This is a genomic window from Streptomyces sp. NPDC007157 (genome assembly GCF_040634235.1).
GTDB lineage: Bacteria > Actinomycetota > Actinomycetes > Streptomycetales > Streptomycetaceae > Streptomyces.
The window spans coordinates 589,891-598,525 of record NZ_JBEYFE010000002.1; the positions used below are offsets into that span (position 1 = coordinate 589,891).

The following is an 8,635-nucleotide window of genomic DNA, read 5'->3' on the forward strand; positions in this document are numbered from 1 at the left end:
GGCTAGTCGGCCGGGGGCAGCCAGCCGGGAACGGGAGGCGCGTACGGCCCTTTGGGTAGGGCGATGCGCCACTTGATCAGTGCGAGTTCGGTGTGGTGAACGTCCTGGTCCTTCTCACCCAGGGCGCGGATCTGATCGGCCTTGACACCCGCCAGAAGGTTCGTCGCCCGTACGGTGTCACCTGTCTCGCCGATGGACACGGCCTGGTCGCGGCGGAGATTCAGCGTCACTCGATGGTCCCGGCCGAGGAGCCAGGCGCAGTCGTCGATGATGTCGGTGTACAGAACCGAGGCGGCCGGGTGGTCACCGGTGCCCGCGGTGTAGTAGGCCAGGTTTATCCGGCTCTGCAGGGCTTGGAGATCCTCACGTGGCAGCGTGCGGGATTCGGTCTCCACGATCTGCTGGTACATCCGCAGCGCTCGCGCGTGGTGCCCGAGATCGCCCGTCCAGTCAGCCATCAATCGCGCGCTGGTCAGCGCTTTGGGGTGTTCGGCGCCGAATCCCTCGGTGTTTCGCATGTCGTCGGTGAGGGACTGCAGTACGTTGATCGCCGCATGGGCCTCGCCGTTCCCATGCAGCGCTTGCGCGAGTCTGAGGCGTCCGTGGAACCCGGCTTCGCTGTTGCTGACCTGGCGCCGTTCGTTGGCCCGGCACACCGCCCTGGCCTCGGTCACCGCCCTCGCGAAGTCGCCGGTATCGAGGAAGACGGCCACCATGAACAGGCGGATCTGCACGGCGTCGGGGCTCTCCGGGCCGGTGACCCGCTCCTGCACGGGAAGCAGGTCCAGCGCGAGCCGAAGGGCCTGCTCGGCGTCGCCTGCCTCCATCGCGCACGCCAGCTGTTCCAAGCGCAGGCCCAGGGTCTGTTCCGCTTCACCGCCGTGTATCTCTGTGGACAGCTCGACACCCTGGCGGTACAGATCCATCGCCGCGATCGGCTGTCCCGATGCCTTGACGTTCCAGGCGAAGGACATCAGACAGCGCAGTGTGGAAGGCGACTTCCAGCCCACCGTGGAGGTGTAGCGAGGCATCAACTCCCGGTAGATCTCTACAGCTTCGTCGTACCGGCCCAGTTCCGTCTTGTGGAAGCCGATGGTCTCCTCCACGCGGAGGGTCTCGATGTGGTCGGCGCCGAAGACTCTCGCCCTGATGTCGCGGACCGATGCCAGGAGGTCGAACGCGGCACCGGTCTGCCCGTCGCTGAAGAGGTGGCCGGCGAGGGTGACCTGGCTGGCCAGGGTCTTGTCGTCCGCCGCGCCCAGGACGCGTTCACGGTCGGCTACCACGGCGCGTGACAGCCCGATCGCGGTCTTGATCTCCTCCGGCGTCCCGAACTTCAGCCAGACCGCCATGGATTCGCGCAATGAGAGCGTCTCCGGATGGTCCGCGCCCAGTCGTACCGTGCGCCGCGACGCCTCCTTCCTCGCCAGTTCGAAGGCGGCCCGGTAGCCCGGGCTTGTGGAGCCGAGCTTGCGGATCTCCTCAAGGAGGTCCTTGAGGACGGGCAGCTCGTCCTGCTGCTCGACGTCACCTGGGCGGGGGCTGTTGCGGGCGAGCGCCACCATGGCTGCCGTCCGCTCGGACGCCTGTTGCGGCAGGGGCAGGCCGAGTGAGGCGAAGAGGCGGTGCAACTCGGCGTAGATGGCGCCCAGGCTGAGCAGTTCGGGCCCTTGGGGGACACCGCGCCGCAGGACGTCGAGGAGTGCGCCGGTGAAGGTGGTGTAGGTGTCACCGTCCGGCGCTTGCGCGAGGGCCATCGCGGGGACCGACGTCATGACGTAGGTGCCGTCGATGTCCACCTGGCCCATGAGCGAACTCTCGGTCGCTGCCATGACGCCGGAGATGGCCCGACCGGAGTGGCAGCTGTCGAGGATCAGGATGCGGGAGCGCGCCGGGGTGCGGTGGAACGCCTCTCGTATCAGCCGGTAGGGCATCGCGGTGAACTCGGCGATGTCGGGATCGGTGCCCGAGAGCGCGAGGTACAGCTCCCGCTCGCGGCCGGCGATCAGACCGTGGCCGGAGTGGTAGACGAGGAACACGTCGGTTGCCGCCGCGGCGGCGGTCAACAGGGGCTGGGCAAGAGCTGTCTGATCGCGGGGGTCCTCGACCAGGGTGCAGCGGTCGGCGGCGAACACGCCCTCGTGCGGATCGGTCAGCGTGGCATGCAGCGCCCTGACTCCGCGATTGACCGAGGGCAGATCGTCCAGGCCTGCGGCGTCGTAGTGGCCGACGCCGATCAGCACCGCACGTGAGGCGGCGGCGTCGGGCAGCCGCGAGGTGACCGGGGAGTCGTTCACGCCGCACCGCCTTGGCCGTCGTTGTCGGATGCCTGTGAAGGGGCCGGGGCCGGGCGGCCGGCAGCAGCTGCGTGGGCCTGTGCCGCGGCTTTGATCACGACCTCGACGTCCTGGAACCGATCGGTGTCGATCTCCGTGCGGGTCCCGTCGGCTGCCACGAGCCGGATGCGCACCTCGCTGCCGCGGGGCTGCCTGGCCCAGACGACGAGAGCCTGAGCCAGCACCGTGACAGCTCCTCCCGCCCCGACGGCCACGGTCAGCGCCTCGATCAGCCCGCCTCCGGCCATGTGGCCTGGACCCACCGAAGAGAGCACCGGGGTGGCCCGTCCGCGCAGGGCCGGCTGTTCGCTGAGCCACCGCAGCAGATCCTCGGTGGCCGCGGGAATCTGCTGGACCGGGCCGGCGACCTCGACGCGGATGCTGCCGTCCCCCGTTGACATTGCGGATGAGATCACGCTCGACCATCCCCCCGTACCTGGCCTGGTGTCAGAACCTGGTGGATCAGCGTAATGGCGAAAGGGGGTAGCACGCCCGTGTTTGTGCGAAATGGTCTCCTGGCCGCTTTCGGGCCCAGACGCCGTCGGCGTCGGCACGGGCCGACGCCGTGATCGTGGAGTCGACACGGACGTCTCGGATGTGGTGGCACCCGCTCTGGACCCGCTCGCCTACAGCTTCACGTCGCCTGCGGGTGCGGCCGGTTGCCGGGTCCCGCGGGCGGCCATCCGCGCCGTGCCCGTGCCGCTAGCGTCCGGTCTGCTTGCCGATGACGGGGCCGTGGAAGGTGCCGCCCCTGAAGTCGATGTGGTCGCCCCCGTACCGTTCTTGGGGATCCTCCTCGGAGTCGGAGGACTCCCGGGGCTGGTGCTTGCGCAGGACCTCCACCGCCACCGACGCGGCCCGTTCGGCGGCGAGGATCTGCGAGCCGGAGGCGTCGGCCGTGTGCTTGTCGGCGTTGGCGAGGTCGCTGATGCCCCGGATCACCAGGGTGTCCAACTGGCCGTTCAGGTGGGCCGCGTGCGCGGCGCCCGAGCCCTCCATCTCGATCGCGCAGGCGTCGTTGTAGTGGTGGCGGATGTGGGCGGCGAAGGCCGATCTGTCGTCGGCCAGGACGACATCGCCGACGGCGATCGGCTTGCGGTGCCCTCGTACGTCCGGCATGTCCCGCAGCGCGGAGCGCGCCGCCTGGACCAACCGGTGCGAGCCGACCCACATCTCGGGGCGCGCCTGGAAGCCCTCCGGGGTCTGCTTGCCGCCGTGGATCGCGTACACCTTCGTACCGACCACGACGTCACCGATCTCGATGTCGTCCTTGAGGCCGCCCGCGACGCCGACGAAGAGCACCGCCTCGGGGTCGAGCCAGTCGACGATCTGAGTGGTGAGCGAGGCGGCGTTCAGAGCACCCACGCCCAGCTCGGCGAGCGCCACGGTCCAGGCGGTGTCCGCGAGCCGGCCGAGTTCGGCCCGGGTGCCGTTCCTGGGGTGGACGATGTCCTCGGCGTCGACGAGATGGACGCGCACGGCGTCGTACTCCTCCGGCAGAGCGGTGAGGATGACGGCTGCGGCGGTGGGACGCGGTCGCTTCGCGGGCATTTGTCAACGGTAGCGCCAGGCTGTCCGGTCCACAGGTCTGTTGGCGACTGCCGTAATAAGACCAGATCGGCGCGGGTATGGTCGTCCGGCGTGAGTCGGCGCGTCGGGTGGGGAGAGCCGTATGCCGGAGCAAGGGATAACCGTCGGGCAGTTGCTGCTCGCCGAGTACCAGACGGTCAAGGACGAGCAGAAGGCGCGGATCGGGTTCCGGGACAACCTGCTGTACGTGACGCTCGCGGTGGTCGCGGCCGTCATCGCGGCGGCCGCGCAGGCCAAACAGGCGTCGATGCTGCTGGCGTTGCCGCCGGTGTGTGTGGTGCTCGGGTGGACGTACCTGGTCAACGACGAGAAGATCTCGGCGATCGGGCTCTACGTGCGGGACGAGTTGGGGCCCCGGCTCGCCCAACTGGCCCCTGAGGGCGGGGATTTCAGCACCTTCGGCTGGGAGGCCTATCACCGGACCGATGTCCGGCGGCGGACCCGCAAGACGATCCAGGCCGTGATCGATCTGACGGCGTTCTGCGCGGTGCCGCTGGCCGCGCTGGTCGTGTTCTGGGCCGGCGGGGACGGCGGCGGATTGCTGGTCGGACTGTCGGTGGTGGAGGCGCTCGCGGTGGTGGGGCTCGGGGTGCAGGTCCTGCTGTACATGAGGCCGGCAAGAGCAGTACGGACTGCGGGCTGACGCCGTACCGTTGATGCCCACGTATCCAGGGGGCACCGGGGACGGAACGGCGCATGAGAGCGGCTTTACCGGCTTTGCCCCCGCCCCCACCGATAAACCAGCTCCGGCCTCCCCACCTGCCCGTACAACGGACTCCGCCCCGCCGTCCCCGCCTCCACCAGGTGCTCCAGGTACCGCCGTGCCGTGATCCGGGAGATCCCCACGTGCTCCGCCAACGCCGCCGCGGTCAGTCCCTCCTCCGACTCCCGCAGCGCGACCGTCACCCGCTCCAGCGTCGGCGCGCTGAGCCCCTTCGGAAGTGCCGCGGGCGACGAGGGCGCCCGGAGTGCGGCCAGCGCGCGGTCCACCTCGTCCTGGCCGCTCGCCTCGCCCGCCGCCGCCCGGAACTCCGCGTACCGGGTCAGCCGGTCCCGGAGCGTCGCGAAGGTGAACGGCTTCAGGACGTACTGGACAACCCCCAGCGAGACGCCCTCCCGCACCACCGCCAGGTCCCGCGCCGACGTCACCGCTATGACGTCCGCCTGATGACCGGCCGCCCGCAGCGAGCGGGCGAACTGCAGGCCGTGCACGTCCGGCAGGTGCAGGTCCAGCAGGAGCAGGTCCACCGGTGTGCGGTCGAGGATCCGGCGCGCCTCCGCCCCGCTGTGCGCCTTCCCCACCGCCACGAATCCCGGCACCCGGCCCACGTACATGACGTGCGCGTCCGCCGCCACCGGATCGTCCTCGACGACCAGGACTCTGATCGGCTCCCCGGTCATCGGGCCTCGCCCCCCGCCAGCGACGCCCGCAGTGGCAACCGCACCTCGAACACCGCTCCGCCCTCCGGCGCCTCCGTCACGGTCAGCGTGCCCTCCAGCCGGGTCACCGCCTGGCGGACCAGCGCCAGCCCGAGCCCTCGTCCGCCCGGCCCCGCCGGCTTGGTCGAGAAGCCGCGCTGGAAGACCAGTTCGGCATGTGCGGGGTCGACCCCCGCACCCGTGTCCGCCACCCTCATCACCAGCTCGGCATCGTCATCGGCATCGTCCGCGTACGCGGTCACCGTCACGCGCGCCCGGACCGTCCCCTGGGCCGCGTCCACCGCGTTGTCGATCAGGTTGCCGAGGATGGTGACCAGATCGCGCGCCGACAGGCTCTCCGGTAGCAAACCGTCATCCAGCCGGCTCTCGTCCGAGACCACCAGTTCCACGCCCCGCTCGTTCGCCTGGGCCGTCTTGCCCAGCAGCAGGGCGGCGAGGACCGGCTCGCTGACCGCCGCCACCACCTGGTCGGTCAGCGCCTGCGCCAGTTCCAGTTCGGCCGTGGCGAAGTCGACGGCCTCCGAAGCCCTCCCCAGCTCGATCAGGGAGACCACGGTGTGCAGGCGGTTCGCCGCCTCGTGCGCCTGGGAGCGCAGCGCCTGCGTGAAGCCCCGCTCCGAGTCCAGCTCGCCCATCAGCGCCTGGAGTTCGGTGACGTCCCGGAGGGTGACCACCGTGCCGCGGCGCTCGCCGCCCGACACCGGCGAGGTGTTCAGCACCAGCACCCGGTCCGCCGTCAGATGCACCTCGTCCACCCGGGGCTCGGAGGCCAGCAGCGCGCCCGTCAGCGGCGCCGGCAGGCCCAGTTCCGCCACCGAGCGGCCCACGACCTCCCCTTCCGGGCCCACCCCCAGCAGCTCCCGGCCCCCGTCGTTGATCAGTGCCACCCGGAACTGGCCGTCCAGCATCAGCAGGCCCTCGCGGACCGCGTGCAGCGCCGCCTGGTGGTAGTCGTGCATCCGGCTCAGCTCCGCCGCGTTCATGTTGTGCGTGTGGCGGCGCAGGCGCGCGTTGATCACGTACGTGCCGATCGCGCCCAGCGTCAGTGCGCCCGCGGCCACTCCCAGCAGCGCCGTCACCTGTTCCTGGACCCGCTGGCTGATCGCCTCCACCTTGATGCCGGCGCTCACCAGGCCGATCACCCGGCCGTTGTCCAGGACCGGCGTCACCGTGCGCACCGACAGGCCGAGGGTGCCCTTGTAGGTCTCGCTGTAGGTGTGGCCGTGCTGGGCCGCCTCGATATGACCCAGGTAGTGCCTGCCGATCTCGTTCTTGTCGGGGTGGGTCCAGCGGATGCCGCCCGGGGTCATGATCGTGATGAAGTCGACCTCGGTGTCCCGCATGACCTGGAGGGCGTACGGCTGCAGTTCCTTCGAGGGGTCCGGCGTGTGGATCGCGGTACGGACCGAGGGGGCGTCGGCGACCGACCGCGCCACCGCCGCCGCCTGCCGGCCCGCCGCCGCCTCCGCCTGGTGGCGGTCGCTCACGTACGTGAAGAGCGCGTACCCGGCGACCAGCACCGCTATCAGCACGGCCTGCATGGCGAAGAGCTGGCCGGCCAGGCTGCGGGGGCGGGGGACGGTCGGGAGACGCATGTCAGCAGTGTGCCTCTCGGGTTAACGATGAACTAAATGAACGGAAGGGTGACCGGGCTCACAGAGCGGGAGATAGTCACGGCAACCCCCATATCCCCCGGACGTGAGCCGCACGCCGGTGATGCCGACGAAGACGTCAAGGAGGGCAGCCGTGGCCGCCGCAAGCACCCCCAGTACGGCACCTGCCGCACCCGCTGTGAAGCGGGACCGTACCCATTACCTGTACATCGCCGTGATCGCCGCGGTCGCGCTGGGCATCGCCGTGGGGCTCATCTGGCCCGACGCCGGTGTCGAGCTCAAGCCCCTCGGAACCGGTTTCGTCAACCTGATCAAGATGATGATCTCGCCGATCATCTTCTGCACGATCGTGCTCGGGATCGGCTCCGTGCGAAAGGCCGCCAAGGTCGGTGCCGTGGGCGGTATCGCGCTCGGCTACTTCCTGGTGATGTCGCTGGTCGCGCTCACCATCGGCCTGGTCGTGGGCAACATCCTGCACCCCGGTGACGGGCTGCACATCACCAACGCCCTCAAGGCCACCGGACACGCCCAGGTGGACTCCGAGGCGCTCGGCGGCGTCGACTTCGTGCTGTCGATCATTCCGACCACGTTCGTCTCCGCCTTCACCGAGGGCCAGGTGCTGCAGACGCTGCTGATCGCGCTGCTCGCCGGGTTCGCGTTGCAGGCCATGGGGTCGGCCGGGCAGCCGGTGCTGCGCGGTATCGAGCACATCCAGCGGCTCGTCTTCCGCATCCTGGGCATGATCATGTGGGCCGCGCCGATCGGTGCGTTCGGCGCCATCGCGGCCGTCGTCGGCTCCGCCGGGCTCGACGCGCTCAAGAGCCTCGCCGTGCTGATGCTCGGCTTCTACATCACCTGTGTGCTGTTCGTCTTCGTGGTGCTGGGCGCGCTGCTCCGGGCCATCGCCGGGCTGAACATCTTCTCCCTGTTCAAATACCTCGCCCGCGAGTTCCTGCTGATCCTGTCCACCTCCTCGTCCGAGTCCGCGCTGCCCCGGCTCATCGCGAAGATGGAGCACCTGGGCGTCAGCAAGCCGGTCGTCGGTATCACCGTTCCGACGGGGTACTCCTTCAACCTCGACGGCACGATGATCTACATGACGATGGCGTCGCTGTACATCGCCGACGCCCTCGGTACGCCGATGTCGGTCGGTGAGCAGATCCCGCTGCTGCTCTTCCTGCTGCTGGCCTCGAAGGGTGCGGCGGGTGTCAGCGGCGCCGGTCTGGCCACGCTGGCCGGTGGTCTGCAGTCGCACAAGCCCGCGCTGGTGGACGGCGTCGGTCTGATCGTCGGCATCGACCGGTTCATGAGCGAGGCCCGCGCGCTGACGAACTTCGCCGGCAACGCGGTCGCGACGGTGCTGATCGGCACGTGGACGAAGGAGATCGACAAGGGTCGCGTGCGGCAGGTGCTCGCGGGTGAGCTGCCGTTCGACGAGAAGACGCTGCTGGACGACGGGGAGCAGGGCACCCCCGAGCTGCCCGAGCAGCGGGAGGAGTTGGCGAAGGCCTGAGCGTCTGCCCGGCCGCTGTGGGTGCGTGGCCGCGCGCCGTGTGTGGCTGGTCGCGCCCACGCGGCGGAGCCGCACATCGATACGGCCCGCGCCCCTTCGGGGCGCTCCTGAACCGTCGGACGCCCGGCCCCGCCTGAACCGGG

7 protein-coding genes are annotated in these 8,635 nt (G+C 69.9%); 2 read left to right on the forward strand and 5 right to left on the reverse strand.

The window, feature by feature from the left end; translation table 11 throughout:
• Nucleotides 1–2: 2 nt before the first annotated feature.
• The 3 genes from ABZ642_RS05680 to ABZ642_RS05690 form a co-directional block, all read right to left on the reverse strand.
• The gene (locus ABZ642_RS05680; RefSeq protein ID WP_360477539.1) at nt 3–2,297 is read right to left on the reverse strand and encodes a tetratricopeptide repeat protein; all 2,295 of its coding nucleotides are present in this window, start codon (nt 2,295–2,297) and stop codon (nt 3–5) included.
• A complete protein-coding gene (locus ABZ642_RS05685; RefSeq protein ID WP_360477542.1) occupies nt 2,294–2,737 on the reverse strand; it encodes a hypothetical protein in 444 nt (147 codons plus the stop codon). The genes ABZ642_RS05680 and ABZ642_RS05685 overlap by 4 nt, the downstream gene beginning before the upstream one ends.
• A 301-nt stretch (nt 2,738–3,038) precedes the next feature.
• Nucleotides 3,039–3,887, reverse strand: coding sequence for a 5'-methylthioadenosine/S-adenosylhomocysteine nucleosidase (locus ABZ642_RS05690; RefSeq protein ID WP_360477545.1), 849 nt, complete (start codon nt 3,885–3,887; stop codon nt 3,039–3,041).
• Between the two features lie 121 nt (nt 3,888–4,008).
• Here ABZ642_RS05690 and ABZ642_RS05695 point away from each other — a divergent pair, with 121 nt between their 5' ends.
• Nucleotides 4,009–4,569, forward strand: a complete 561-nt coding sequence (locus ABZ642_RS05695) for a hypothetical protein (protein WP_360477548.1) — start codon at nt 4,009–4,011, stop codon at nt 4,567–4,569.
• A 65-nt stretch (nt 4,570–4,634) separates the two neighbouring features.
• On the opposite strand, the gene ABZ642_RS05700 is transcribed toward ABZ642_RS05695, so the two are convergent.
• Together ABZ642_RS05700 and ABZ642_RS05705 are read right to left on the reverse strand one after the other, a co-directional pair.
• Nucleotides 4,635–5,327, reverse strand: a complete 693-nt coding sequence (locus ABZ642_RS05700) for a response regulator (protein ID WP_360477551.1) — start codon at nt 5,325–5,327, stop codon at nt 4,635–4,637.
• The gene (locus ABZ642_RS05705) at nt 5,324–6,961 is read right to left on the reverse strand and encodes a sensor histidine kinase (protein ID WP_360477554.1); all 1,638 of its coding nucleotides are present in this window, start codon (nt 6,959–6,961) and stop codon (nt 5,324–5,326) included. The genes ABZ642_RS05700 and ABZ642_RS05705 overlap by 4 nt, the downstream gene beginning before the upstream one ends.
• Nucleotides 6,962–7,082: 121 nt before the next feature.
• Between ABZ642_RS05705 and ABZ642_RS05710 the strand changes: the two genes are divergently transcribed.
• On the forward strand, nt 7,083–8,492 hold the full coding sequence (locus ABZ642_RS05710) for a cation:dicarboxylase symporter family transporter (RefSeq protein WP_360477639.1): 1,410 nt from the start codon (nt 7,083–7,085) through the stop codon (nt 8,490–8,492).
• The last annotated feature ends 143 nt before the right edge of the window (nt 8,493–8,635 follow it).